23 protein-coding genes are annotated in these 25,028 nt (G+C 72.8%); 11 read left to right on the forward strand and 12 right to left on the reverse strand.

The features are described 5' to 3' along the window. The first annotated feature begins 115 nt into the window (after nt 1-115). On the forward strand, nt 116-1,423 hold the full coding sequence (locus AC3EN4_RS08680; RefSeq protein ID WP_435205403.1) for an SAM-dependent methyltransferase: 1,308 nt from the start codon (nt 116-118) through the stop codon (nt 1,421-1,423). Further along, nucleotides 1,420-2,607 carry an NADH-quinone oxidoreductase subunit D gene (locus tag AC3EN4_RS08685; RefSeq protein ID WP_435205404.1) on the forward strand — a complete coding sequence of 396 codons (1,188 nt, stop codon included), beginning with the start codon at nt 1,420-1,422 and terminating at the stop codon, nt 2,605-2,607. The genes AC3EN4_RS08680 and AC3EN4_RS08685 overlap by 4 nt, the downstream gene beginning before the upstream one ends. Nucleotides 2,608-2,625: 18 nt before the next feature. Here AC3EN4_RS08685 and AC3EN4_RS08690 read toward each other — a convergent pair whose 3' ends face one another. The 4 genes from AC3EN4_RS08690 to AC3EN4_RS08705 form a co-directional block, all read right to left on the reverse strand. Further along, nucleotides 2,626-4,350 carry a hypothetical protein gene (locus tag AC3EN4_RS08690; RefSeq protein ID WP_435205405.1) on the reverse strand — a complete coding sequence of 575 codons (1,725 nt, stop codon included), beginning with the start codon at nt 4,348-4,350 and terminating at the stop codon, nt 2,626-2,628. Between the two features lie 109 nt (nt 4,351-4,459). After that, the gene (locus tag AC3EN4_RS08695; protein WP_435205407.1) at nt 4,460-5,464 is read right to left on the reverse strand and encodes a glycine betaine ABC transporter substrate-binding protein; all 1,005 of its coding nucleotides are present in this window, start codon (nt 5,462-5,464) and stop codon (nt 4,460-4,462) included. Nucleotides 5,465-5,683: 219 nt separating this feature from the next. Further along, nucleotides 5,684-6,421, reverse strand: coding sequence for an ABC transporter permease (locus AC3EN4_RS08700; protein WP_435205408.1), 738 nt, complete (start codon nt 6,419-6,421; stop codon nt 5,684-5,686). Continuing rightward, complete coding sequence (locus AC3EN4_RS08705; protein WP_422737277.1) at nt 6,418-7,104, reverse strand: ABC transporter permease; 687 nt, start codon at nt 7,102-7,104, stop codon at nt 6,418-6,420. The genes AC3EN4_RS08700 and AC3EN4_RS08705 overlap by 4 nt, the downstream gene beginning before the upstream one ends. A 2-nt stretch (nt 7,105-7,106) precedes the next feature. Between AC3EN4_RS08705 and AC3EN4_RS08710 the strand changes: the two genes are divergently transcribed. Then, nucleotides 7,107-8,102, forward strand: coding sequence for an ABC transporter ATP-binding protein (locus AC3EN4_RS08710; RefSeq protein ID WP_435205409.1), 996 nt, complete (start codon nt 7,107-7,109; stop codon nt 8,100-8,102). Between the two features lie 123 nt (nt 8,103-8,225). On the opposite strand, the gene AC3EN4_RS08715 is transcribed toward AC3EN4_RS08710, so the two are convergent. From AC3EN4_RS08715 to folP, 7 genes are all read right to left on the reverse strand, one after another. Then, nucleotides 8,226-8,660: a hypothetical protein gene (locus AC3EN4_RS08715; RefSeq protein WP_435205410.1), complete on the reverse strand. Its 435-nt coding sequence runs from the start codon at nt 8,658-8,660 to the stop codon at nt 8,226-8,228. A 122-nt stretch (nt 8,661-8,782) separates the two neighbouring features. Continuing rightward, on the reverse strand, nt 8,783-9,091 hold the full coding sequence (locus tag AC3EN4_RS08720; RefSeq protein WP_355238523.1) for a hypothetical protein: 309 nt from the start codon (nt 9,089-9,091) through the stop codon (nt 8,783-8,785). Between the two features lie 51 nt (nt 9,092-9,142). Further along, nucleotides 9,143-10,357 carry an ABC transporter permease gene (locus AC3EN4_RS08725; protein WP_435205411.1) on the reverse strand — a complete coding sequence of 405 codons (1,215 nt, stop codon included), beginning with the start codon at nt 10,355-10,357 and terminating at the stop codon, nt 9,143-9,145. 118 nt (nt 10,358-10,475) lie between these two features. Then, on the reverse strand, nt 10,476-11,006 hold the full coding sequence (locus AC3EN4_RS08730; protein WP_435205412.1) for a DUF3180 domain-containing protein: 531 nt from the start codon (nt 11,004-11,006) through the stop codon (nt 10,476-10,478). 19 nt (nt 11,007-11,025) lie between these two features. After that, nucleotides 11,026-11,553, reverse strand: coding sequence for a 2-amino-4-hydroxy-6-hydroxymethyldihydropteridine diphosphokinase (folK, locus tag AC3EN4_RS08735; protein ID WP_435205413.1), 528 nt, complete (start codon nt 11,551-11,553; stop codon nt 11,026-11,028). Next, the gene (folB, locus tag AC3EN4_RS08740; protein ID WP_422737283.1) at nt 11,550-11,915 is read right to left on the reverse strand and encodes a dihydroneopterin aldolase; all 366 of its coding nucleotides are present in this window, start codon (nt 11,913-11,915) and stop codon (nt 11,550-11,552) included. Before folB ends, folK begins: the two co-directional genes overlap by 4 nt. Continuing rightward, nucleotides 11,912-12,817: a dihydropteroate synthase gene (folP, locus tag AC3EN4_RS08745; RefSeq protein WP_435205414.1), complete on the reverse strand. Its 906-nt coding sequence runs from the start codon at nt 12,815-12,817 to the stop codon at nt 11,912-11,914. Before folP ends, folB begins: the two co-directional genes overlap by 4 nt. Before the next feature lie 345 nt (nt 12,818-13,162). Between folP and AC3EN4_RS08750 the strand changes: the two genes are divergently transcribed. The 7 genes from AC3EN4_RS08750 to AC3EN4_RS08780 are packed head-to-tail and all read left to right on the forward strand — an operon-like array spanning nt 13,163 to nt 21,552. Further along, complete coding sequence (locus AC3EN4_RS08750) at nt 13,163-13,477, forward strand: hypothetical protein (protein ID WP_053654780.1); 315 nt, start codon at nt 13,163-13,165, stop codon at nt 13,475-13,477. Nucleotides 13,478-13,490: 13 nt separating this feature from the next. Further along, entirely contained in the window at nt 13,491-13,853 is a 363-nt protein-coding gene (locus AC3EN4_RS08755) for a hypothetical protein (RefSeq protein WP_393221499.1), read from the forward strand. Nucleotides 13,854-13,899: 46 nt separating this feature from the next. After that, a complete protein-coding gene (locus tag AC3EN4_RS08760; protein ID WP_435205415.1) occupies nt 13,900-17,259 on the forward strand; it encodes an ATP-binding protein in 3,360 nt (1,119 codons plus the stop codon). A gap of 1 nt (nt 17,260) precedes the next feature. Continuing rightward, entirely contained in the window at nt 17,261-19,213 is a 1,953-nt protein-coding gene (locus tag AC3EN4_RS08765; protein WP_435205416.1) for an MFS transporter, read from the forward strand. Then, complete coding sequence (locus AC3EN4_RS08770; RefSeq protein ID WP_435205417.1) at nt 19,210-19,767, forward strand: hypothetical protein; 558 nt, start codon at nt 19,210-19,212, stop codon at nt 19,765-19,767. The genes AC3EN4_RS08765 and AC3EN4_RS08770 overlap by 4 nt, the downstream gene beginning before the upstream one ends. Beyond that, complete coding sequence (locus tag AC3EN4_RS08775) at nt 19,764-20,939, forward strand: M23 family metallopeptidase (protein ID WP_435205418.1); 1,176 nt, start codon at nt 19,764-19,766, stop codon at nt 20,937-20,939. The genes AC3EN4_RS08770 and AC3EN4_RS08775 overlap by 4 nt, the downstream gene beginning before the upstream one ends. Before the next feature lie 13 nt (nt 20,940-20,952). After that, nucleotides 20,953-21,552, forward strand: a complete 600-nt coding sequence (locus tag AC3EN4_RS08780) for a hypothetical protein (protein ID WP_435205419.1) — start codon at nt 20,953-20,955, stop codon at nt 21,550-21,552. A gap of 3 nt (nt 21,553-21,555) precedes the next feature. On the opposite strand, the gene AC3EN4_RS08785 is transcribed toward AC3EN4_RS08780, so the two are convergent. Next, nucleotides 21,556-22,110 (reverse strand): Rv0361 family membrane protein, encoded by a 555-nt coding sequence (locus tag AC3EN4_RS08785; RefSeq protein ID WP_435205512.1) that lies wholly within the window; start codon nt 22,108-22,110, stop codon nt 21,556-21,558. Between the two features lie 194 nt (nt 22,111-22,304). Between AC3EN4_RS08785 and AC3EN4_RS08790 the strand changes: the two genes are divergently transcribed. Then, the gene (locus AC3EN4_RS08790; RefSeq protein WP_435205513.1) at nt 22,305-25,025 is read left to right on the forward strand and encodes an FtsK/SpoIIIE domain-containing protein; all 2,721 of its coding nucleotides are present in this window, start codon (nt 22,305-22,307) and stop codon (nt 25,023-25,025) included. Nucleotides 25,026-25,028: the final 3 nt, after the last annotated feature.

Below are 25,028 nucleotides of genomic sequence, written 5' to 3' on the forward strand. Positions count from 1 at the left end.
CTTGCACTTCCGGTGGCGACATAAGGTGCATGTCACGCATAAAGGCAACTCAAAGTGCAAGATCGGCGTGATCTTGGCATGCCATCTAGGGGCGGGCGGTGCCAGAATCCTGCTGATGCCTGTCGGCTGGCGAGACGCGATGAGTCGGGCCCTCTACGGGCCGGACGGCTTCTTCGTGGCCGGCACCGGGCCGGCCGACCACTTCCGGACCAGCGTGCACGCCTCCCCCGCCTTCGCCACCGCCCTCCTGCGCCTGGTCGCGGAGGTGGACTCCGCCCTGGGTCACCCGTCGCGGCTCGACGTGGTCGACGTCGGGGCTGGGCGGGGGGAGCTGCTGATGTCCCTACGCCGCCTTCTCGGGCCCGCCGAGTCCGCCGGGGGCATGGTCGGGGTTTCCGGGGAGCCCGCCCACTCCGGGCGGTCAGGCTTGATCCCTGCGTGGTCGGGCTCCCCGGAAACCCTGACTCCTGCGGCCGCCGTCCGTCGGTCGCCCGACGAGCCGTCGTTGGTCGCCCGCCATCGGTCACTCGCGGAACGAGTCCACTTCACAGCAGTGGAGTACGCCCACCGCCCGGAGAACCTGCCCGAGGAGATCCACTGGACCACCGAGATCCCCGACGGGATCACCGGACTGCTGCTGGCGACCGAGTGGTTGGACAACGTGCCGCTCGACGTGGCGGTGCAGACCGCCGATGGTTGGCGGTACGTGCTGGTCGAACCCTCGACGGGGGTGGAAACGGTCGGCGGGCCGGTCAGCGGTGCCGACCTCGACTGGCTGACCACCTGGTGGCCCAGCCCTGCAAGCTCTCGGGGCGCGGACCGTGGGGAGACCGGTGGTCCCACCTCGACTGACGGTACGGCCGGAAGCGGGTCGGGTTTCCGGGCAGCCCGGCCGGCGCAGGGATCAAGCCTGACCGCCCGGAGCCGGCCGGGCTGCCCGGAAACCCACAGCAGTGACTACCGACGCGCCGAGATCGGCCGAAGCAGAGATGCGGCGTGGGCCGACGCGGTGCGGAAGATCAGCCGAGGGTTGGCGGTGGCGGTCGACTACGGGCATCTGCGGGAGGGGCGGCCGGTGGACGGGACGTTGACCGGTTACCGGGGTGGGCGGCAGGTGCCTCCGGTGCCGGACGGGTCGAGCGATGTCACCGCGCACGTGGCCATGGACTCGGTCGCCTCCGCCGGCGCGGCGGTCGCCCGGTGCGCGTACTCCCTGAGCTCTCAGCGAGAGGCGCTGCGGGCGCTCGGGGCCGACGGCGGGCGACCGCCGCTGAGCCTGGCCGGCACCGACCCGGCCGGTTACGTGCGGGCGCTGGCCGCCGCGTCGACGGTGGCCGAGCTGACCGACCCGGCCGGACTCGGCGGGCACCTGTGGCTGCGCCAACCGGTCGGCATCGAGGTCCCGTCGGCCGTGGCACGATGACGGGCATGAGCACCGACGCCCGGGACCTCCGTGAACTGACCGTCGGCACCGGGGCCGGACTGGTCGCCGGCACCGGCGGTCAGCAGCTCGGCACCGACATGGTGCTCAACATCGGCCCGCAGCACCCGTCGACGCACGGGGTGCTGCGGTTGAAGCTGGTCCTCGACGGCGAGCGGGTGGTCGCCTGCGAACCGATCGTCGGCTACATGCACCGGGGCGCGGAGAAGCTCTTCGAGGTACGCGACTACCGGCAGATCATCGTGCTGGCCAACCGGCACGACTGGCTGTCGGCGTTCTCCAACGAGCTGGGTGTGGTGCTCGCCGTGGAACGCCTGATGGGCATGGAGGTGCCCGAGCGGGCGACCTGGCTGCGGATGGCCCTCGCGGAGTTGAACCGGGTGCTCAACCACCTGATGTTCCTCGGCTCGTACCCGCTGGAGATCGGCGCGATCACCCCGGTCTTCTACGCGTTCCGGGAACGGGAGACCATCCAGGCGGTGATGGAGGAGGTCTCCGGGGGCCGGATCCACTACATGTTCAACCGGGTGGGCGGCCTCAAGGAGGAGGTGCCGTACGGCTGGACGGGACGGGCCCGCGCGGCCATCGGCGAGGTCCGTCGGCGGCTGCCCGACCTGGACCACCTGATCCGGCGCAACGAGATCTTCCTGGCCCGGACCGTCGGCGTGGGCGTGCTCTCCGCCGCCGACGCCGCCGCGTTCGGCGCGTCCGGGCCGGTGGCCCGCGCCTCCGGCCTCGACCTGGACCTGCGCCGGGACGACCCCTACCTGGCGTACGACGAGCTGGATGTCCCGGTGGTCACCAAGACCGCCGGCGACTGCCACGCCCGCTTCGAGGTGCTGCTCGACCAGGTGTACGCGTCGCTGGACCTCGCCGAGCAGTGCCTGGACCGGGTGGACCGACTCACCGGTCCGATCAACACCCGCCTGCCGAAGGTGCTCAAGGCGCCGGAGGGGCACACGTACGCCTGGACGGAAAACCCGCTCGGCATCAACGGCTACTACCTGGTGTCGCGGGGCGAGAAGACGCCCTGGCGGTTGAAGCTGCGCACCGCGTCGTACGCCAACGTGCAGGCGCTGGCCACCCTGCTGCCCGGCTGCCTCGTGCCGGACCTGATCGCCATCCTCGGCTCGATGTTCTTCGTGGTCGGCGACATCGACAAGTGACCGGGGTCGACCCGTCCGTCAGCGCCAGCGGTCGGTGACCGGGGCGCCACCGGCTCGGGGCGCGTCGTCCTGCGGCGGGTAGCCGTACCGTTCCTCGACGCGCCGGCGGCCACCCCGTTCGGGGGCGGGTTCCGGCTCGTGGCCGCGCTGACGCGGCGGACGCCACTCGTCCGGTACGGGCACCCCGCCGACCGGCAACGCCGGCCGGCGCTCGTCCTGCCAACGCGGATCCTCCTCGTGGCGGGCGTCCTCGTGGCGGCGGGCCTCTTCGTGGCGGCGGGCATCCTCGTGGCGGACGGACGCCCAGCGGTCCTGCATCCGGTACTCGGTGCCGGTGGCGTCGGCGTGCACCTCGGCGCGGCGTTCCCCGACATGCAGCTCACGGCCGTTGTCGTCGGCGCGGGCGGCCGCCCACCGGTCACCGGCACGCAGCTGCGACCAGTACTCGCCGGTGTCGTCCGCGCGCAGGGCGGGACCGGGCTGCGGGGCACCCGTACGCTCCGGCTCGACCTGCTCCGACCAGCCGCGCCGCTGCGCCCGACCGTCCCACTCGTCGGCCGGTGCGTACGCGTCGCGCTGGTCGGTCCACTCCGGCTCGTCGCCGCGAGCCGTCCAGCGCGGCTCCTCGGCGCCGCGCGCTGCCCCGCCCCAACCGGCGCCGTCGCGGGCCGGCGGCTCGTCCCGAGAGGTCGGCTGGGCGCCCCAGGACCGGTCGCGGTCGTCGGCGTACCCGGACCGGGGCTCCTGCTCGTCATCCCAGGAACGGGCATGCCCCTGCGCGCCACCGCCCCGGGTCCACTCCTGGGCCGGCGGGGTCCACTGGCCGGCGTACCCGCCGCCGTAGCGTCCAGCCGACTCGGCCGGAGCGCCGTCGACGATGGTGTGCCGGGTCGTGACGTGCACGGTCTCGGTGTGCCGGACCACGCCCACGGGCCGGGCCGTCGGCTCCGGACGGTCGCGCTCACGCGGACGGTCGTACTCGCGCGGCGGGTTGTACTCCCGCGCGCGGTCGTGCTCGGGTGCACGGCCAGTGGCGCCGTACACGTTGCCGGCGGGGGCCTCGGGAGCGTCGGCGGCCCGGTGGCGGTACGCCGGTTCGTCGTCGGCGTGCTCGTCGCGCCCCCACCGACCGGCCGCCGCGTCGGGAGCCGGCACCCGCACGCGCGGGGCCTGGTCGTCGGCAGCCGGACCCGGGACCCGACCGGCGACCTCGCTGGGCGCCGGTACGCGGACCCGGGCGGCCGGGGTGTCGCCGGGGGCCGGTACCCGACTGCGTACGGACGGGGTGTCGTCCGCCGCCTCGACGGCCGGCACCCGGACCCGGCTGGCCGCCGCCGGCTCGGCCGCCGGGGCGCCGCCGGCGAGGGCCGCACCGGTGGCGTCGAGGCGACGACGGATGGCGGCGATCCCCTCCTGGGCGCGCTGCGCCTGGTCGAGCGCCTGGTTGCCGCGCTGCGCGGCGGCCACGATCTCGGCGCGCAACTCCCGGCGCAGCTCCTCCATCTCGTCCAGCAGCTCGTCGACCCGCGCCGAACCGCCGTCCCCGTCGGAGCGCAGCGCGATGGAGAGACCGATCAGCACCACCGCCACGATGGCGAGCACCGCCGCGAGACGCAGTGGACCGTTACCGTCGGCCACCAGGAGGATCAACGCCGCGACGGGCGCCAGCGCCACGCCGCCCCAGAAGAGCACGGTCAGCAGGAGCGGTTGACGCCGGGCGTCAGAGGTGACCGGGGCTGGCATGGAAGTGCAGCCTACCGACGATCCGCACCGGAGGGAACGGGTCCGGCGGACGCACGAACGCCCCCACCCCGCGCGGGGGAAGGGGCGTCCGTGTTACGCCGGATGAGGCTCAGCTCGTGGCGAAGGCGCTGTCCGAGGAGAACACCAGGCCCACACTGATCTTGCCCTCACGCAGGCCGTTCTTGGTCAACGGTCCGCCCTGGTCGAGGGAGGAGAACGACCCCACCGAGAGGCCGTAGGTCTTCTCCAGGCCCGGCTTGCAGAACGGCCGCTGCTGGCACTCCGGCGGGCCGCCCAGCACCGTGGCGCTGCCGGAGCACTTCGCGGCCAGCTCGGAGAGGGTCCGCACGCCGTACTTGTCGGCGAACTCCTGGGTCACCGCGAAGGCGTTCTGGTCCTGCGCGGCGGCCGGAGCGCCGAAGGTGATGCCGACCTTCTCGCCCTCGGCCTTGAGCGCGGTCACCGTGGTGTTGATGTCGGGCGAGGAGACCGGCTTGGCGCTCTGGCCGTTGGCCTTGGTGTTCAGGAACTCGGCCATGGTCGACGCGTACTCCGGGACGACCTGGACCTCGCCCTTCTCCAACGCCGGCTCGTACAGCTCCCGGTTGCCGATCTGCTGCACCTTGACCTGGTAGCCGGCCGCGGTAAGCGCGATGCGGTACAGCTCGCCCAGGATCTGGCTCTCGCTGAAGTTGGCGGCACCCACCACGATCTCGCCGCCCGGGCCCTTGGCGATGCCCGCGGTGAGGTTGTTGGCGCCGGCGAACTCCTCGGCCGCGACCTTGGGGGTCTTGCGGTCGACGTCGACGGCCTTGTTGAGCTGGACCAGCTTCGGCGTGTCGAGCGCCCCGGAGACCTTGTCCAGCGCGGCGATCAGCTGTGGGTTCGCCACCTTGCTGTTGACCGCCGGGATGACGTTGTCGGAGTTCTGGAGCTTCTTGTCGTCGGTCAGCGCGATGAGCTGCTTGCCGGCTACCGGTGCGCAGCCGGCGCCCGAGGCGCTGGTCTGCGGGGCGTCGGTGCCGGACGAGCCGGCGTCGCCACACCCGGTGAGAAGTGCTGCCCCGGCCACGACGCCGACGGCGCCGATCGCGAGACGTGTACGTGCGCGCATGTGCCGCCCGCCTTCCGTGTCCCGGCGCGACCCGTCCCGGGCCGGCCGCGTGTCCGACGGGCGATCCAGGTTGTCGGCCGCCCGCAATTCCCACCCAACATGGTCCGCGACCGACCGACAACTCGGGATGGGCTTCGTCACCGCATCGTCACCGACGGGCCCGCCGCTGGTCGCCGCTTCGGCGTCCACTCACCCGGACGGACCACGCCCGGTGACGGGTCAGGCCCGGCCGGTAGCGTCCGCGGGCTGCGGACGGCCCACGCGCTGCCGACCTCGGCGCAGTGGACGCGGGGTGACCACGCGTTCGACGATCCCGAGCAGCAACTCGGCCAGCAACGCCAGCCCGGCCACCAGGACACCGCCGGCCACGATCTGCCCACCGCCGACGGCGATGCTCAGACCGAACCCGGTACGGATGATCTCGCCGAGCCCACCGCCGTTGACGAACGAGGCCAGCGCGGCCGTGGCGATGACCTGCACGGCTGCGGTCCGGAAACCGGCGGCCAGGTACGGCACCGCCAACGGCAACTCCACCCGCCGCAGCAACTGCCCGCCGGACAGGCCCATCCCGAGAGCCGCGTCGCGGGCCTCCGGGTCGACCTGCCGTACGCCGGTGTAGGCGTTGGCCAGCAGCGGGGGTACGGCGAAGACGGCGAGCGCCACCACCACCGGCGTACGCCCGAAGCCGAGGAACGTCAGCGGCAGGATGGTCAGCAGCGCCAGGGTGGGGATGGCCAGCGTGGCGTTGGAGACCAGCACCACCAGGCCGCCGCCCCGACCGGCGTGCCCGAGCCAGAGCCCGACCGGCCAGGCCACCAGGCAGCCGAGCGCCACCGCCAGGGCGGAGATGGTCAGGTGCTCGCCGAGACGGTCCAGGATGCCGCCGGGGTTGGTCCAGTTCAGCGGGTCGTTGAGCCAGAGCACCCCCTGCTGTACGGGGTTCGCGGCGGCGCTCACCGCACGCCCCGGGCGGCCCAGGGGGTGACCAACCGGCCGACGAGGACCAGCAGCAGATCCAGCAGCACCGCCAACGCCACGCAGAGCACCGTCCCGGTCATGATCTCGGCCTTGTAGAGGTTGTTCTGGAAGCCCGCGAAGATCAGTTGCCCGAGGCCGCCGTGCCCGACCAGCACGCCGACCGTGACCAGCGCCACGGTCGACACGGTGGCCAGCCGCAGCCCGGTCAGGATACCGGGGATGGCCAGCGGCAGGTCGATCCGGAACAGCCGCCGCCACCGGCCGTAGCCCATGCCCTCGGCGGCCTCGCCGACCTCCGGCGGCACCTGGTTGAGCCCCGCCACCACGTTGCGGACGATCAGCAGCAGGGCGTACAGGACCAACCCGACGAGTACCGTGGTGGCGCCGGTGCCCAGGTACGGCGCGATGAACGCGAACAACGCCAGCGACGGGATGGTGTAGATCACTCCGGTGACGCCGAGGATCGGGCCGGCCAGCGGGCGGACCCAGTACGCGAGCACGGACAACGGCAGGGCGATCAGCACCGCGATCAGCACCGCGCGTCCGGTGAGGGAGGCGTGTTCACGCATGGCGGCGAGGATCGTGTCAGAGTTGTCCCGCACGTACTGCCAGGAGAACCAGGGATTACCCGGGTCGGCCCGGTAGCTCAGGCGGAAGGACATACGTGGACGTTACCCCGGAGGCCTCCGGCGCGACCGGATCCCCTCGTGCGGCGTCGATCTCCCTGCAGGGCATCCAGAAGCGCTACCCGAACGGCACCGAGGCCGTCCGGGAGCTGAGCCTGGACGTCAGGGCCGGTGAGTTGGTGGTGCTGATCGGTCCGTCCGGCTGTGGCAAGTCGACGGTCCTGCGCATGATCAACCGGCTGATCGAGCCGACCGCCGGCCGGATCCTGCTCGGCGACGAGGACGTCACGGACGCCGACCCGGTGCGGCTACGCCGCCGGATCGGGTACGTGATCCAGAACGTCGGTCTCTTCCCGCACCAGACGATCCGGGCGAACGTGGCCACCGTCCCGAGCCTGCTGCGCTGGTCCCGCCAGCGGACCCGCGCCCGGGTCGACGAACTGCTCGACCTGGTGGGTCTGGACCCGAACCAGTTCGGCAGCCGCTATCCCCACGAACTGTCGGGCGGTCAGCGGCAACGGGTCGGCGTGGCCCGCGCGCTCGCCGCCGACCCGGTGGTGCTGCTGATGGACGAACCGTTCTCGGCCGTGGACCCGATCGTCCGGGCACGCCTGCAGGAGGAGTTCCTCCGCCTCCAGGCCGAGGTGCGCAAGACGATCGTGCTGGTCACCCACGACCTCGACGAGGCCGTCCGACTCGGCGACCGGATCGCGGTGCTCTCCGAGGGCGGGCACCTCGAGCAGTACGACACGCCGGCCGCGCTGCTGGGCGCCCCCGCCACCGCGTTCGTCCGGGAGTTCGTCGGCGCCGACCGGGGCATCCGCCGGCTGGCGGTCACCCCGCTCGACCGGGAGTCCCTGGAGCCCGTGCCCGGCGACGCCTCCGCGGACCTGCCCACCGTGGGACTGGACGGCACGGCGTACGACGCCCTGGCTGCCCTGTTGACCTCGGGACAGGACCGGCTCCTGGTGACCGACGACGGCCGCCCGGTGGGCGCGCTCACCCGGCAGAGCCTGCTCGGCCTGGGCCGCTAGGCGCCGGCCGGCTCGGCGTCGGCGGGCTCGGCGTCGGCCGGCTCGGCATCGGCGGGCTCGGCGTCGGCGGGCTCGGCGTCGGCGGGCTCGGCTGGCTTGGCCCAGCCAGCCTGGCCGGGATCGCTAGGCGCGGCCGCCGAGGCTCGCGGTGCCGATGATCCAGCCGGTGAGGAACCCGTAGCCGGCGCCGCTGCTCGCATCCTGTAGCGCCTTGAGCAGCGACGGGTCCGGGCCGAGCAGCGCCGCCAACACGGCGGCGAGCCCACCGGCCAGCACGTACGCGGCCCAGCCGGAGAAGAACTGGCTGATCGGCCCGGGCACCCGGGCCACCTGCGCGGCCGGCAGCAGATAGAGCAGCGCCACCGCCAGGACCACCAGCGCGACGGCACGCAGATCGGCGGCGAACAGGCCACCGGCCTGCCCGTCCGCGTCCAGTCGCCAGGCCGGCCAGGCGAGCAGGCGCAGGTAGAAGCCGCCCGCCGAGGCCGGATCGGTGAGCGTCGCGGCGGCCCAACCGGTGTACGCCGGGCTGCCACAGATGCCGACCAGCAGCAGCACGGCGAGCGCACCGGTGCCGGCGGCCGTCCCGTAGCCACGGACCGGGCCCGGACGGACGAGTCCCAGGATCCGCCCGGGTCCGCTGCCGGCCGACCGGGCGGACCTGGGCTGCGTCGGGCGGCTCAGTGCTTCAGCAGGTAGTCGATGAACGCGGCCCGCAGCAGCGGCGCCGACTCCTCGTAGCCGTGCCCGGTCAGCTCCCGCCACAACGCGTTCGCCTCGTCGATCGTCGGGCCGATCGAGTTCGGCGCGCCGTCCAGCACCGTGGCCTCGTCCGCGTTCGGCAGGTGTCGCAGCACCGACCAGTAGAAACCCACGTCGCGGCGCTCCCGGGCCCGGGCGAACGCCCGCTCCCGCAATTCCTCCGTGGACAGCGCGTCGAGTTCCTCGAACGAGGTTCCGCCGGGGGCGGCGGCTGGTGTGTCGGTCATGCGGCGAGCCTAACGGTCGAGATCAGCGTCGGCTCGCGGACGCGACACGGCTCACCGGTCGCCGGCATCCCAACGCCGTGGACCGTCCTCCCAGCGGGGATCACGCCACGGGTCGGCCGGTTCCGGCGCGGGCGGGGTCGGCAACGTCGGCGGCCAGTTGTCGGCCGGCTGGGGCCGGGGCACGCTCCAACCCGAGCTGATCGTGCCGTCGGCCACCGGCTCGGGCTTCTCCACGCTGCCCGGCCGGGGTCGCCCGAACGTCTCGACCAGCCGGGTCACCAACAGCCCGACACCGAGCGCCACCCCGCCCACCGCCCAGCGGCTCACCGACCAGTCGCGCTCCGGCGCGTACGCCTCGAAGACGGTGACCAGACCGACCGCCAGCACCGTGCCGAAGACCCCACCGCGCCGGCCGTACGCGCTGGTGCCGCCGAGCAGGGACACGCCGATGGCCAGCACGGTCCAGTCCAGCCCGGAGGTGGGTACGACGACGCCGGGCGGATTCGCGGCGAGCAGCACCCCGGCGAGCGCGGCCAGCACGGTGGAGCCGACCAGCGCCAGCGCGGCGACCACGGCCGCCAGCGCGCCCCGGCGGCGGGCCGGATCGGCGACCGGCCGGTACCGGCCCACCAGCCGGCGGATCGCCCGGATCGCGCCGAACAGACCTCCGAGGACGGCGACGGCGGCGAACCCGGCGAAGAGGTAGCCGGCGCTACGCCCCGGGTTGTAGTCCCCCTGCACCAGCACCGGCGCCGACCGGCGTTCGATGTACACCACCACCCCGGCCGCGCCGGCCAGGCTCGCGGCCCAGGCGGGCACCTGCAACGCCACCACGGCCAGCGCCAGCACGAGACCACCCAGCGCGGCGACCAGCACGGCCGACCCGACGGACGCGGCCAGCCCCCGGTCGCCCTGTTCCGCGTAGTGCAGCGCGGCGGCGACCGCCACCGGTCCGACGGCCAGGTTGGGGACGGCGGTGCGCAGGCTCAGCCCGGCGGCGAGCGCGAGCAGCCCCAGGCCGACCGCGTCGACCAGCAACGTGCGCAGGTCGGCACCGCGCAACGCGCCCGGGTCGGCCCGCCAGAGCAGCCAGCCCAGGGCGGCCAGACCGGCCAACAGCAGGAGTTCCCAGAAGACGTGCACGCCGACGCGGTCGCGGCCCGGCTCGCCATGGGTGGGATCGTCGAAGACGTTCTCCAGGACGGCGGCGGGAACCGCGGACGAGGCGTCGACCGACCGCTCCCGGCCCGTGTCTTCGTACCCCATGGCACCGCCTCCCCAGTGGCCGGCCGCTTCCGTCCCGGCACACGGACGGACCGGGGCGGCCGTTGCTCTCCGATCGGAGGCACCGTACCCGCGGCCGGAGCCGGACGTAACCCCCTGCTCAGCGCTGGCCGGGGCGGCTCTCGCGCTGGTCCTGCTCGCGCTCGTCGTCCGGACGCTCCGGGACGCGACAGGAACGCTCCAGCCACAGCGCGGCGCCCACCAGCGCCAGCGACGCCAGCAAGCCGCCCCCGGCGGCCGGCCGATCCTCGGTGGCGGCGCGGGTGGTCTCCACGAAGAGCCATCCGCTGAGCCCGGCGTAGAAGCCGGCGAAGATGGACCCGGCCAGCGCCGACGCCTTGGCCAACACCACGAACCGGGCGACCAGCAGCGGATTGACCGGATCCCGACCGGGCTTGCGGTCGATGCGCCCACGCGTGTTGACGGCCGCGTACGCCTCCAGCACGGCGAGCGCGGCCAGCGTCACCACCGGCAGCCACGGCAACCGGGGGATGCCGCTGTAGTAGAACGCGCTGATCAGCAGCCAGGCCACCGCCGCCGCAGCCAGGGCGGCCACGACCAGCGTCGAGATCCGGGTCGGGCCCATCCGCGACCCGTCCGGGCCCGGCGGTGGGGACTTCGCCTGGCTCATGCCGGCCGGCTCCACTGGGTCATGCCGTCGACTCTAACCTCAGTTCCGGCCGGGGACGCAGTTCCAGCGCGTCGTCGGCGGCCGGGCCGGAGGTGAGCAGATCGGTCAGCCAGCCGTGGCCGGGCAGCCGCCCGTACGGTTGGATGTCGATCCACGGTCGCAGCACGAACGCGCGCAGGTGCGCGCGGGGGTGCGGCAGCGTCAGCTCCTCCGCGTCGCTGAGCACCGGCTCGTCGTCGTCGCCCCAGACCGCGATCACGTCCACGTCGAGGGTGCGCGGCCCGAACCGCCGCTGCGGGTCACGGACCCGACCGGCCGCGCGCTCCGCGTCGTGGGCCCGCGCCAGCCAGTCGCGCGGGGTCGCGCTGTCGTCCTGGGCGAGCACCACGGCATTGAGGTACGCGGGCTGGTCGGCGTCCCCCCACGGTGGAGTCTCGTACACGCCCGAGACCACCAGCACGGCGTCACCCAGCGTCGCGACGGCGGTCCGGAGGTGGTCCAGGCGGTCACCGAGGTTGCTGCCGAGCGACAGCACGGCCCGGGTCATCGGGTACGCGTCCGGGTCATCGTGACGGCCACGTCGGTGAACGTGTGCGGCACCGGCGCCTCCGGCTTGTGCACGGTGACCGTCGCGGTGACGACCCGCTCGTCGGCCAGGCAGACCGCCAGCAGCCGGTCGGCCAGGGTCTCGATCAGGTTGACCGGCTCTCCGGTCACCACCGCCACCAGCCGCTCGGCCAGTTCGCCGTAGTGGACCGTGGCGGTGACGTCGTCGCTGGCGGCGGCCGGGGCGAGGTCCAGCTCCAGGACGGCGTCGACCACGAAGTCCTGCCCCTGCTCCCGCTCGAAGTCGTACACCCCGTGCCGGCCGTGGGCGCGCAGGCCGGTCAGCTGGATCCGGTCACTCATCGGTTCGCCTCTTCCCGGTCGTTCGCCTCTTCCCGGTCGACAGGCCGACCATCTGGACGGACGGGCGTGAGGCGCGGCCTACCGGTGGCGGTCCAGACGGCGAGCGCGTCCGCGGTGGCCCGCACGTCGTGCACGCGTACGCCCCAGGCGCCGGCCGCGACGGCCAGCACGCTGGTGGCCACGGTGGCGGCCTCCCGCTGGGCGGTGGGTCTCGGTGTGCCGTCAGCGGCGGCGAGCAGGCGCCCGAGGTAGGACTTGCGGCTCGCGCCGAAGAGCAGCGGGTAGCCGAGGTCCAGCAGCTCCGGCAGGCGCGCGCTGAGTTCCCAGTTGTGGGCGGCCGTCTTGGCGAAACCCAGACCGGGGTCGACGACGATGCGGTCGGCGGACACCCCGGCGGCCAGCGCCGCGTCGACCCGTTGCCCGAGTTCCGCGCGTACCTCGGTCACCACGTCGGTGTAGCTGGCCAGGTCACGCATCTGCCGGGAGTGGCCACGCCAGTGCATCAGCACCCAGGGACAGCCGGCGTCCCGCACGACGCGGGCCATGTCCGGGTCGGCCAGTCCGCCGGAGACGTCGTTGACCACCACGGCGCCGGCGCCCAGCGCCGCCTCGGCCACCCGCGCGCGGCTGGTGTCGATGCTGACCGGCACCCCGGCGGCGCTCAGCTCGCGGATGACCGGCAGCACCCGCTCAGCCTCGGTCGCCGCGTCCACCCGGTCGGCGCCCGGGCGGGTCGACTCGCCGCCGATGTCGACGAGGTCCGCCCCGGCCTCCCGCAGACGGACGCCGTGTGCGACAGCCGCGTCGAGGTCGGCGTACCGTCCGCCGTCGGAGAAGGAGTCCGGCGTGACGTTGAGGACGCCCATCACCACCGGGCCCGGAGCCCGTACCAGATCGGTCACGACTAGACGGTACCGGTCGTGGCGACGGAGCTCGGCGACCCGGGTCGACCATCCCTGACGTGCGCATTAGAACAGGTGTACTATCGGTCGTCCGGGCAGCAACGGGCAGCCCCTTCGCGGCTTGTCGCAATCCGGGGCGGCCCGTACGCTTTGGAATTGGCCAGCATGGAGATGGCGAAGCCTGGAGGGAGGGCCGAAGCGGGGAAAAACCGCCCAAAGCTCGCCACCCTCCGTGGTGAGTAACGAACACAGGGTCGAAATCGCTGCGCCCTGTCCGCAGATTTCCCGCCAGGCTTGCCTACTGCACCGCCGCGGCTCCGCCGGCCGCGATATGGGGAGGTTCCAGTGATCGCCTTCGAGCTCATGGAGACGGCGTCGTCCGGCGTCGCCCACGCGCTCTCCACCCTGGCGTCGGCTCCGCTCGCCGAACCGGCGCCGAAGGGGATCGACACCAACGGTGTGGTCACCTTCTTCGCCAGCAAGATCGCCCCGATCCTGCTCGCGGTCCTGGGCGTCATCTTCATCGGTCGCGCCAGCCGGGGTGAGATTTCCAAGGTCCTGACGAGTTCGGCGATCGCCATCGTCGGACTGGCCTTCATCGCCGGCGCGGCAACACTCTTCTTCGTCGGCGATTACCTGATCGACCTGATCTTCGAATAGGCGCGGTCACCAGATGCGGCTGCGCACCGACGACGACATCTACCGGGCCCGCCTGGTCTACCTCGGGCCGCCCGGCTACACCCTTCCGGTCCACCTGCCCTACGCCCAGTACGGGCTCTTCATCCTGCTCGTCCCCCTCTACATGTTCATCCACTGGCTGTTCACGTTGACGGTCGACCTCTTCCCTGCCTGGGAGATCGCGCTGGCCATCGTGACCACGTCGTTCATCTTCCGGCACGTCGATCCGGACCGGCCGGCGCGGGTGGTCATCCGTACCGCGCTGACCGACTGGCGACGTACCCGGGAGCCGGCGGTCGAGCAGCGTGATCCGCGCCTGGTCGGCAGCCGGATCAGGATTCGGGAGGAGCTGGCATGACCGGGGGTACGTCGAACGGTCTGTTTCACGCGGGTGAGGCGGTCGCATGAGTCGCTCTTCCACGCCGGGTTCCCCGGCCGGCCGCCCGGCCGTGCCGGCCAGTCACCGTGCGCAGTCGTTCGACTACCCCGAGACCGAGGATGAGGTCGCGCTCGATCCCGCGCTGGTGACCTCGCCCGGCCACGGCGCGGTCGGCGTGTTCCAGGCGCCCCGGCCGGTCACCCGCCGGACGCCTCCCGCCGAGCCGAGCACGGTCTCGGCCGGGGAGAACGCCGACATCGACTCGCCCTTCCTGGACCTGTTCGGTGGCGCGCGGCCCGCCGGTCCCCGGGCCGTGACCGCCGCGCCCGCCAGCCGCCGTCAGCCGGCGCTCCCGCAGCAGCCGTCGACACCGGTCCGGCCGGCTCCCGAGTTGGAGCCGCCGTGGACGCCGGACGACCCCGCCAACGGCGGCCACCGGGCGGACACCCATCCGACCGGTCCCACCCGGGTGCCCCACCAGGCGGGCGACCGACGGCAGACTCCACCGCCCACGACCGAGGTGGAGCAGCCCACCGCGTCCGCGCCGACGGTCACCGGCCCGGCATCCCGGGTGTCCAGCGCCGCTTCGGCCGGGCCGACCGCAGCGCCGGTCGAGCGTCCGAGCGCCCCGGCGGAGCAGCCGGCCGCGCCGGCGGCACGAGCCGGCGGCACCACCCCGGTCGACCGACCGGCTCTGGAACGCGGACCGCGCCGGTCGGAGCGGCCCAAGGGCGCCGGTACGGAGGTCGCCCCGCCCCGCCAGCGGGCCACGAACCGTCAGGACCGGCCGATCAAGCCGGTCCGGGTCCGCGCCCCGAAGATCAAGTTCGGCGACCGGGACCCGTCGGTCGAGCTGGCCATCACCGAGATCGCCGGCCACCTGACCTTCACGCCGAACACGGTGACCGCCTGGTACTGGCTGCCCGAGGTGCGCTGGGCCTTCCGGCCGGACGCCGAACGCGAGGCGCTGCTGTCGGCGATCTCCGAGCAGTACGCGGGCCTCGCCGGTTTCCGGCTGCACCTGCGCCGGACCACCCGGCCGTTCCCGGCCGACGAGTGGGCCCGCACCATCGACACCCACACCGCCGCGCCGCTGCCCGACGTCCCCGGCACAACCGGCTGGGCGGACCACCTGGTCGCCGCGCAACGGCACCTGATGGCGGTCAACCACGCCGAAGGACAGACCTACCTGGGCGTCACCTTCGCCCGTCGTTCCCTCGGCGACTCCATGACCGAACGGCTGCTGCGCACCTTCGGCCGGGGCACCGCGGAGAACGAACGCCGCAAGCTCGGCCGCACGGTCGAGCAGTTCGACGAGGTGCTCGGGGCGTTCGGTATGCGCGGCCGACGGGTCACCGCGCAGGAGTTGGAGTGGCTGCTCTACCGCTCGGTCGCGCTGTGCATGGCGCCCCCGGGCCGGCTCTCACCGGTGACCGACGGGCACTGGGAACGCGGTGACCTGCTCGCCCTCACCGAACAGGTCGAGCGCTACCGCACCCCGTACGGCTCGACGGTCAAGCTGGTCAACCGGATGACCGGCGAGGAACGACACGTGGCCGTGCTCGCCGTCGGCCGGATGGAACCGCTGGAGATCCCGGAACGGCACGAGCCGTGGCTGCACTTCCACGAACGACTGCCCTGGCCCATGGAGATCTCCACCCGGGTCGACATCCTCGGCTCCGGCGACTCGTTCCGTAACCTCGAACACCGGCTGCGCATGATCCGCTCCCAGCAGCTGGACTACGCCGAGCACGGCATCGACGCGCCCCCGGAGCTGGAACGCCTCGCCAAGCGGGCGCTGGTGATCGGCGACGAGATGACCACCGGGCTCCCTGTCGACTCGGCGCGCGCACACGGCTGGCACCGCATCGCGGTCGGCGGCCGGACCAGGGAGGAGTGCCTGGAGCGGGCCCGCCGGCTCATCCAGCTCTACTCGCGGGAGCTGCGCATCTCGCTGCAGCACCCGAAGAACCAGGACTGGCTCGCCCGCGAGTTCATCCCCGGCGAACCGATCGCCAACACCGGCTACGTCCGCCGGATGCCCGTCCCGCTGCTCGCCGCCGCGCTCCCCCAGGCCGCCTCCACCGTCGGCGACCGCCGGGGCGATCTGATCGGTCGCACTGCCGGCACCTGCCGCCGACCGGTCTTCCTCGACCTGCACTTCCCCATGGAGGTACGGGAACGCTCCGGGCTCGCGGTGTTCGTGGCCGAGCCGGGCGGTGGCAAGTCGACCCTGCTCGGCGCGCTGGGCTACCTCGCCGCCCGACGGGGTGTGCAGGTGACGCTCCTCGACCCGTCCGGGCCACTGGCCCGGCTCTGCGCCATGCCCGAACTGCGCCCGTACTCCCGGGTGTTGAACCTGACCGGGTCCGAACACGGCACCCTGGCGCCCTACTCGCTGATCCCTACGCCCCTGCGCAGCGAGTTCGCCAGCGGGGCGGCCGGCGACCGCGAGTTCGAGATCGCCGTCTCCAACGCGCGGGCCGAGCGCCGGATGCTGGTTCAGGACATCTGCATGATGCTCGTGCCGCCACAGGTGGCCCGGGAGGCGTCGACCGCCACCCTGTTCCGGCACGCCGTCCGGCAGGTACCCGCCGAGGAGACGTCCACCCTGGACGACGTGGTGAGCTGCCTCGGGCGGCTCGACGACGACGCCGGCAAGGAGCTGGCGAACCTCCTCCTGGACACCGCCGAGATGCCTCTCGCCATGCTGTTCTTCGGCCGGCCGCCCGAAGGGCTGCTCGGCGCCGACGCGGCGCTCACCGTGATCACCATGGCCGGGCTCCGGCTGCCCGACCTCAAGATCGAACGTGAGTACTGGTCGGCCGAGGAGGCCCTCGCCCTGCCGATGCTGCACACCGCGCACCGGCTCGCCGTCCGCCGCTGCTACGGCGGGTCGATGTCGTCCCGCAAACTCGTCGGCCTCGACGAGGCGCACTTCATGGAGGGCTGGCGGTCCGGGCGTTCGTTCCTGGTCCGGCTCGCCCGCGACTCCCGCAAGTGGAACCTCGCCGCGCTCGTCGCCTCGCAGAACCCCCGCGACATCCTCGGCCTCGACGTGCAGAACCTGGTCTCCACCGTCTTCGTCGGCCGGATCGCCGAAGACGCCGAGATCGCCTCCGAGGCGCTGCGTCTGCTGCGGGTACCGGTCAACGACGGGTACGAGGCCACCCTGGCCTCACTCTCCGCCGCCGACAGCAACTCGGCCTCCCGCCTCGGCTTCCGGGAGTTCGTGATGCGCGACGTCGACGGCCGGGTGCAGAAGGTCCGGGTCGACGTCTCGTACGTCGACGGCCTGCTGGACCACCTCGACACGACGCCCGCCGCGATCGCTGCGGCGGCCGGAGTCCTACCGAGCATCTCCCTGCCCGATCTGGAGGCGTGACATGGCTGGGGCCCGGGTTCGGATCGCGTCGTTCCTGCTCGCGCTCGGCGTCCTGGCGATGGCCACCCTCAGTTGGCCGCTGCTCGGCGCGGAAGCGGCCGCAGCCGCCCCACCCGTCACCCAGGCCCGGGCCGATCTCTGCACCACCGCCGAGTGGCAGGCCGACTTCCGGGCCTGCGTGGGGAAGCTCCAGGAGGTCAGCGAGGACGAGGTCAAGTGCCGCAACGCGCCGACCCCGGGCACCCCCGACTCCGGCCTCGCCGGCTGGTTCGCCGCGGCACCACCGGCTGAGGCGGCGAACGGCATAGCCGGTCGGTACAGCCTCTATGGATACGCGGGCTACAGCTACAACACTTACGACATCGACGGCGGCTGCGCATCGAGCGTGCTGCACCCGGACTACAAGTTCACCACGACGATCGCCAACGGCGAATTCATGGCTGCCACCGCGATCATCGGTGCATCGAACGCTCTCAGGGAACGTGCTTGGGACCCGGGCTCGATGTGGGGCTGGGCGGACCCGCTGGTAGAGAAGGCGACGAAGGCCGTCTACGAGAAGGTGTTCAGCGTCTTCGGGATCGTCACGCTGTGCGTGGTGGGGCTCTACCTGCTCTGGCGTTCCCGTCAGTCGGACATGAGCAACGCGATGACCACCGCGGGCTGGGCCCTCCTCGTGATGGTCGCGGTCACGGCGCTGGCCGCCTGGCCGGTCAAGTCGGCGAACATCGCCGACGGCGCGCTCGTCACCAGCCTCGGAGTGGTTCACGATGCGGTAGGCCCACAGGCGAAGGAACCAGACCCCGGGCGATGCATTGACCCCGACCGTTGCAAGGACCTGCGCACTCCGGCCGTCCGCGCGAGCGACACCGCTACCGAGACCATGCTCTATCGAAACTGGGTCCGGGGCGTCCTCGGATCGGCCGACAGCGAGACGGCTCGCAAGTACGGGCCGGCGTTGTACGACGCGCGATCTCTCACGTGGGGCGAAGCCCAGTCAATGCGCGCCAACCCGGCCACCCGGGAGGCGACGATCAAGGCAAAGCAGCAGCAGTGGGCGCGGGTGGCACAGCAGATCCAGACCGAGGACCCGGAGGCGTACGAGTACCTCCAGGGTGTCCGGGACATGGACCGGGTCGGGGCGGGGTTCATCGCGGTGCTGGCCTCGGTGCTGTTCGCCATGTTCGACCTGACGGCGTCGCTGCTGGTCCTGCTGGGCTTCCTCATCTTCAGGTGGGCGGTGATCGCGGCACCCATCCTGGGCACCGTCGGGCTGCTCCGACCGGCGAGCGCCGGACTGCGACGGCTGGCGAACGCCGTCGTCGCCGCGATCTTCAACATCGCCATCTTCGGCACCGGGGCCGCCATCTACCTGTTCGCGGTCGACCTGATCATGAGTACGCCCACCCTTCCCGGATGGCTCCAGGTGGTGCTGGTGTGGCTGTGCGGCGTGGTCGGTTGGCTACTGCTACGGCCGTACCGGCGGATCACCCAGCTCGGCGGTAAGGACAGCAGCGAGGCCGTCAGCTCGGCCGGCTCCTGGCACCGCCGGTTCTTCCGGGACATGCGCGTAGCGGCGCGACTCGACATCGTGGAGCCCGGCGGCACGGTGGAACCGGTGGGCGGGCGTCGCCGGTCACCGGACGCCGAACAGACCCGGCTGCGTCCGGAAGCGCGCCGGGAAGACCCGGCCCCGACGCCGACGCCCAACCCGGCGGGAGGCCGACGCGCCGACGACGCCCGACCGGATGGTCAGGAACGCGCCGACGAGGCGCCGACCACAGACACCGGTGGTCGGGATCGTCCCGTGCCGCCGCAGCCCCGTCGCCGCCAGCCGGCGACCTGGACCGAACCGGACGTCCCGGCGGAGAACCCGTCGTTCGTGGTCTACCGGCCGGGCTCCACCGAGCGTGCGCCGGACCGCACCGGACCGCGGGTGCGTTCCGAGGCTCGGTGACAGCGATGCGACGGGCACTGGAGTTCCTCTTCACCCGGGCGCTACGGTCCCGGCTGGGGGTGGCCGCGGTGATCGCGGTCCTCATCCTCGGGGTGATCGGAGCGGCCCGCCTGGCGTCCGGTCCGAGCGACCCGGCGGACGGGTTGAGCAACCGGCCGAACCGACCGATCACCACCGTTGACCCGACGGCCGGTGACGACGGCGTCGTCGCCACCGAGGCCCCACCGTCGCCGGTCACTCCGCGCGGAGCCCGCACACCGGAGCAGGTCGCCGACCGGTTCGCCTCGGCCTGGCTCGGCCGGCCCGGCATGACGACCGAACAGTGGCAGGCCGGTCTGCGGCCGATGTCGACACCGGCGCTGACCGAGAAGTTGGCCGGCGCCGAGCCGGGCGGGGTGCCGGCGGAGGAACTGACCGGGCCGCCGACAGTGCGGTCGCGCAGCGAGACCTTCGTCGAGGTGCTGCTACCGCTCGACACCGGTCGTCTCCGGTTGGAGTTGGTGATGGCGGACAAGAGTTGGCTGGTCGACGTGGTCGACTGGGAGCGACAGTGATCGCCGGCCGAGCCGGCCGCGTTCTGCGTCGGCCGATCCGCGCCGGTGTGATCGCTTCGGTTGTCACCGGGATCTTGCTCCTGCTCTGCTGCACCGGGGGGACGGCGGCTTTCTTCCTCAGCGGTCTCGGGGGCGACGCGGAGAACGGGGACACCCTGGCCGGCTGGGGCTGCGGGCCGGTGCGTCCCGTCGACATCACCGGCGAACTGCCCCGGTTCAGCGAGTACGGCGACGCGCAGGTACGCAACGCGGCGATCATCATCAAGGTCGGTCAGGACATGGGTGTCCCCTCGCGTGGTTGGGTGATCGCCCTCGCCACGGCGATGCAGGAGTCCGCCCTGCGCAACCTGGCCAACAGTGGTGTACCCGAGTCGCTGTCCCTGCCACACGAGGGCGTCGGCGCCGACCACGACTCGTTGGGCCTCTTCCAGCAGCGTCCGGGGTGGGGCTCGATCGCCGAGCGGATGACACCCGCGTACACCGCCCGGAAGTTCTACGAGAAGCTCGTGAAGGTTCGCAGCTGGCAGCACCGACCGCTGACCGTCGTGGCGCAGCAGGTCCAGGTCAGCGCCTATCCGGACGCGTATGCCAAGCACGAGGAGCTGGCCAGCACGATCGTGGACGCCCTCGCTGGTGGTGCGGCCCGCACCGTTCAGATCAACGGCAAGGCGGTGTGCGACGCGGCAGAGCGCGGCCAGATCGCCGCCTCCGGCTGGACGGCGCCGATATCCGGCGACGTCGGCTCCGGCTTCCGGACCACCGATCGGCCCAGCCACAACGGTGTCGACATCGGCGCGGCGAAGGGCACCGAGATCCGCGCCGCGGCCGCTGGCCGAGTGCTTGTCGCCCGCTGCGACCCGGACCACAAGGGACGCCGGAGCTGCGACGTGGACGGCTACCCGGGCAAGGGTGGCTGCGGCTGGTTCGTCGACATCCTGCACGCCGGTGGGTACATCACCCGCTACTGCCACATGGTGGTCCAGCCCCGGGTCTCGCCGGATCAGATCGTTCCGGCTGGCGAGGTGATCGGGCAGGTCGGCAGCAGCGGCAATTCCTCCGGACCGCACCTGCACTTCGAGGTGCACCTGCGCGGCGACCGGTCCAGCCGGGGCGCGACCAACCCGATCCCCTTCATGCGCGAGCGGGGTGCTCCGCTGCGCGCCGCGGAGTGAGGCCCTCACTGGCATGACCGGACCGCTGCCGGACCCGTTCGCCGACCAGCCCGACTGGGCGCCCCGACCACCCCGCCCCCTGGCCATCGTGCCCGCCACCGGACGCGTCGATCTGCGCGGGCAGCGGGTGCTCGTGGGTCTGCCAGGGCTCGGCTGGCGGGGAGACCTACGCGCGGACGACCGGGTGGTGCAGGGTGCCCGGACCTACGTGCCGGTCATCCCCGAACACGAGTGGTACCGGGCCGAGGCCGACCAGGTCGAGGTGTTCGCGCCGCTGGTGCCGGTGGAGCGGGTGTGGGTGGAGACGGTTGGTGATCGGCCCACGACGGAGGGCGCACGCGACACCGGCATCCGGTTGGTCTCGCTGGACGGCCCCTCCCACCGCACCCCCACCCCGGTGTTCGAAGCGGACGCGGTCACCGGACGCCGGGTGGTGCACGTCGAGGACGGACGCGAGCATCGGGACCTGCGGGCGGTGACCGAGACCTACTCGGGGGCCGAGGGCGACATCTGCGTGCGGATCACACCCGAGGTGGAGTGGTACCGCTGGGCCTGGCGCGGTCAGTCACCCACCACGCTGGAGGTACCCGTCCATCTGCTGTGGATTGAGTGACATCTAGCGGACCTTCGTGCCAGTGCACACACGCCAACCGTCCCTGTCCTGGACATCGAATTGCCAGGCGTCGGCCAGACTCTGTTGGATTCCATCGACCGATGCGCTACGGCGGATTACAGCGACGACCGAGGCACTACTCGAATTGATCTTGGTTACGCTAACACCCTCAATATTGATTGAGAACGAAACGCCTAATTCTTGTTCACGACGGACTGCTTGCGCGTTGAACTCGTCCAGCGCCGGGACCGACCCATCGCAAGTAAAGAGCTTGGCCCTGTTGGGATCGCGAGACACAAGCGCTGCCTGCAGATAGTTGACGACGACCACGTCGGGGGCGCTGCGGTCCGGGGCGGCGGCGCGGTTGTACAGCACGAAGCCCGTCACCACCCCGCCTGCCAGAAGCAGGGCGAGCACCCCACCGACCACGGTGAGGACGGTTCGCAGCCGGCGGCGTCGTGGCTGTGGAGCCGGCGTTGGCGGGGCCGGCGGCAGCTGTTCGGACGGAGTCCGTTGGGCCGGTACGCGGGAGACCTGGGAACCGGCGGGGGGCTGCACTGATTCCACCTCCTGACGTTAACGGCTGGACGGCTCGGAGCCAATGCCTCAGATCCAGCGGATCGTGACGGACCCCTCCCCACCGGTGACATCCGCGACAACACCGGCGCACCGCCGCGGTACCTCCCGGAGGTGGGGCTGTGGCTGGGATACCGTCACTGTTCGGGGAGGGGTTGCCGACCTCGGGTGAGGGGGTGGACACGGTGGCCGGTCCGAAGCGCACCAACCGCGCCGCGGCGCTGCACCGCCGGGCTGCCGCTGTCGTCACCGCCGCCGCCGGGATCCTCGACGAGGTGCGACCAGCCCCTGCTGATCAACGCCGGCAGTACGAGTTGGCCGAGCGGCTGCGGGTTGTTGCCGCGCGGCTGGCCCCGGGCTGGTCGGGGGCCGCCCTGGATGCACTCGGCGTGGAGTCTCCGGCGGGTGACGGTCCACCACCATTCGTGCGGGTCGGCACGGCGGCACCGTTGGACGACGCCCGCTTCCCCGCTCTGGTGCCGCTGGTCGGTACGGGGCATCTGAGCGTGGACGCCGACGGGCGGGAGCCTCGGGTGGCGGGCCTGTTGCGGGCCGTGGTGCTGCGGCTGCTGGGGGCGGCGCCCGCGGGCGCGCTGCTGGTCCGCGCGGTGGATGCCACGGGTGCCGTGCTGACACCGTTCGGCGCGCTGGCCGATGCCGGGCTGCTGCCTCCGCCGGCGGTGGACGTGGCGGGTCTGCGCGCGGTGCTGACCGAGGCGGAGCAGTGGGTGACTCCGGGAGCGAGCGGACGCCGTCGTCACGACCGGACGCTGCTGCTGGTGGTCGCCGCGCTGCCGGAGTTGACCGGTCCGACCGACCTGACGCGGATCGAGGCGCTGGCCGAGCAGGGGCCGGCGGCGGGGCTGCACCTGGTGGTGGCCGGGTGGCCGCCGCCCGGCCCGTACGCGCCCCGGGCCCCGCTGCCAAGGGCCACCTCGCTGGTGTTGCGCAACGCGTACGCGCTGCTCGGTGATCCGCCGGGGGCATCGTTCGCGAGCCCCGGGGCCACGGCGCCCGGTGGGATGAACTCACCGGTCTTCGTGGAGACGGATCCACCGGCGGACCTCGTCGACGGGGTCTGTCGGCGACTCGCGGCCCAGGTGGAGGCGGGCTCCCGGTTGGCGTTGGCGGATCTGCTGCCGGAGACCGGTGACGGTCGGTGGACCGGGGATTCCTCGGACAGCCTCACCACGATGGTGGGTGACGCGGGGGGTCGGCCGGTGCCGTTGGGTTTCACCGAGCTGACGCCGCACTGGCTGGTGAGCGGCCGGTCCGGCGCGGGCCGTGCCGCGTTCCTGACGACCGCCCTGTTGGGACTGGTCGCCCGGTACGGGCCGGACGACCTGGCGCTCTACCTGGCCGACCTGGGCGACGGTGAGTCGTTCGTGGAGTTTCTGCAGACCGAGCGGGACCGTTCCTGGGTACCGCAGGTGCGGGCGGCGGCCATGGCGGCCGACCGGGAGTACGTCCGGGACCTGTTCGACCAGTTGACGGCCGAGGTGCAGCGCCGCGCGGAGGCGGCGGAGCGGGCCGGTGGGCAGCGCTTCGCGGAGCTGCGCCAGCATCGTCCGCTGCCGCGCATCGTCTGTGTGGTGGACAATGTGCCGCTGCTGTTCGCCGAGCGGGATCGGCTGGCCGTCGAGTTGGCCGCGCAGGTGGACGGGTTGGCCCGCGCCGGTCGGGCGTACGGCGTGCACCTGGTGCTGGCCGGTGCGGGTGAGTTGGGGTTGGGCGCCTCCACCGACACAAGACCCCGGGATTCGGTGCTCGGGCAGTTCCCGGTGCGGGTGGCGTTGCCGGGTGGTGGCCCGGTGTTGGAACCGACGAACGATTCGGCGGCCGGCCTACCGGTGGGCAGCGCGGTGGTGAACACCGCCGGCGGTTTGGGCGGTCCACGGGGTGCGATCCGTGGTCACGAGCGCTTGATCCGCCACCCCGATCCGCTCGACGATCCGGAGGTGGTCGAGCGGCTGCGACACGAGCTGTGGGCGGCCCGACCGGCCGACGCGCTCCCGCCGGTGGTGTTCGCCGGGTACGCCCGTCCGCTGCTGGGCAACGATCCGCGGCACCGGGCGGCCCTGGCGGGGCAGGCTCGTGGCCCGGCGGCTCTGCTCGGCCGTGCGGTGGACGTGGCCCGTACGACGGTCGCCGTGCCGATGGGGCCCGCGCCCGGACGCAACCTCGCGGTGCTCGGGTCGGGCGTGGCGGCGGGTGGTCTGTTGGCGACGGCGGCCCGGAGCACCGCGGCCCACCACGTCCCGGGCACCGCCCGTTTCCTGGTGGCCGCGCCCGATTTGGGGGCCGGCCCGCTCGCGGAGGCGTTGACGGCCGAGCTGGCCGCCCGTCATCCGGCCTGGCTGGTGGACCTGCCGACGCTGTTGGCGGACGCCGACGACGAGTTGCCGACGTACCTGGTGGTCTTCGGGTTGGATCGGCCCGGGCCCCGGGATCTGCCGGCGGATCGGCTGCGGGCGCTGCTGCGGGACGGGCCACCGGCGGGCCGGCACCTGCTGGGTTGGTGGCGGGCGGTGCCGCCGTTCGCCGCGCTGCTGGAGCCGGACGGCGAGGTCGACAAGCTGGCCGCCGTGGTGGCGCTGGACGTGCCGGCCACGCAGCTCACCGCCGTGTTCGGCCGGCCGGTCCAGTGGCGGGCGCACCCGGACCGGGCGGCGCTGTGGGACGGTCCCGACGAGCGGGGCACAGTCCTGGTGCCCTTCGCGGACGAGCCACGGCCCGCGGACGAACCAAGGCGCGCGGAGGACACAAGACGCGCGGACGAGACAGGGCGCGCGGGCGAGCCAAGGCGTGCGGAGGGCACAGGGCGCGCGGGCGACACAAGGCACGCGGGCGACACGGGGCACGCGGGCGACACAAGGCACGCGGGCGATGCGGGGTGAGCC

It is taken from the genome of Micromonospora sp. bgisy143, from assembly GCF_057708145.1.